The organism is Methylobacterium sp. Leaf88 (genome assembly GCF_001422795.1).
Taxonomy (GTDB): Bacteria; Pseudomonadota; Alphaproteobacteria; order Rhizobiales; family Beijerinckiaceae; genus Methylobacterium.
The window spans coordinates 1-1,665 of record NZ_LMMK01000001.1; the positions used below are offsets into that span (position 1 = coordinate 1).

The 1,665-nt window shown below is 71.2% G+C and carries 1 protein-coding gene; it reads left to right on the forward strand.

The window, feature by feature from the left end:
- Positions 1-102: 102 nt before the first annotated feature.
- Positions 103-1,665 (forward strand): 1-deoxy-D-xylulose-5-phosphate synthase (gene dxs, locus ASF20_RS00005; RefSeq protein ID WP_244476281.1); only part of this gene is annotated, 1,563 nt, incomplete at its 3' end.

Genomic DNA, 1,665 nt, shown 5'->3' on the forward strand with positions numbered 1-1,665 from the left:
ACCTCGCAAGAGAAGACCTCGCAAGAGAAGACCTCGCAAGACAAGATCGCGCCGGAGCGGGCGCAAGCGACCGCGGTGACCGCGTCGGAGGCGACGGCGATCCTGGACGGTCTGTCGGAGCCTTCGGCGCTGCGTCTGTTGCCGGAGAGCCAGCTTCAGGCGGTGGCGGACGCGGTGCGCACCGAGATGATCGACGCGGTCTCGGTCACGGGCGGGCATCTGGGCTCCGGGCTCGGCGTGGTCGAGCTGACGGTGGCGCTGCACCACGTGTTCGACACCCCCGACGACCGCATCGTCTGGGACGTCGGCCACCAGGCCTACCCGCATAAGATCCTCACCGGCCGGCGCGACCGCATCCGGACGCTGCGCCAGCCCGGCGGCCTGTCGGGCTTCACCAAGCGCTCGGAGAGCGTCTACGATCCCTTCGGGGCGGCCCATTCCTCCACCTCGATCTCGGCGGCCCTGGGCATGGCCGTGGCGCGCGACCTCGACGAGGCGGCGGCCAAGGCCCAGGGCGCGCCGGCGCCCAAGCGGCGCAACATGGTGGCGGTGATCGGCGACGGCTCGATGTCGGCGGGCATGGCCTACGAGGCCATGAACAATGCCGGCGCCCTGCACTCGCGCCTGATCGTCATCCTCAACGACAACGACATGTCGATCGCGCCGCCCGTGGGCGCCATGTCGGCCTACTTCGCGCGCCTGGCCTCGGGGGGCACCTACCAGTCCCTGCGCGAGACCGCCAAGCAGCTGGGCAAGCTCCTGCCCAAGGGCCTCTACCAGCGCGCGGCCGCGGCCGAGGAATACGCCCGCTCCCTGGTGGTGGGCTCGGGCACGATGTTCGAGGAGATGGGCTTCCACTATGTCGGGCCCGTCGACGGGCACAACCTCGACCACCTGCTGCCGGTGCTCAAGAACGTGCGCGACTCCGAGCAGGGTCCGATCCTGCTCCACGTCGTGACCCAGAAGGGCAAGGGCTACGCCCCGGCGGAAGCCTCCGCCGACCGCTACCACGGGGTGGTCAAGTTCGACGTGCTCTCGGGGGTGCAGGCCAAGGCCAAGCCGAACGCGCCGGCCTACACCCGGGTGTTCGGCGAGAGCCTGATCAAGGCGGCGGATGCCGACGACAAGGTGGTGGCGATCACCGCCGCGATGCCGGGGGGCACGGGCATCGACCTGTTCGGCAAGGCGCATCCGGAGCGCACCTTCGATGTGGGCATCGCCGAGCAGCACGCGGTGACCTTCGCGGGCGGCCTGGCGACGGAAGGCTACCGGCCGTTCGTGGCGATCTACTCGACCTTCCTGCAGCGGGCCTACGACCAGGTCGTGCACGACGTGGCCCTGCAGAACTTAGCCGTGCGCTTCTGCCTGGACCGGGCCGGGCTGGTGGGGGCGGACGGGGCGACCCATGCGGGCGCCTTCGACCTGGCCTATCTCTGCTGCCTGCCGAACATGACGGTGATGGCGGCCTCCGACGAGGCCGAGCTGGTGCACATGGTGGCCACCGCGCATGCCCACGACACGGGCCCGATCGCGCTGCGCTATCCGCGCGGCGAGGGCGTGGGCGTGGACCTGCCCGAGCGCGGATCGGTGCTGCCGATCGGCCGGGGCCGGATGGTGCGCGCGCCCGAGGGGGCGCGGGTGGCGCTGCTGAGCCTGGGCACGCGG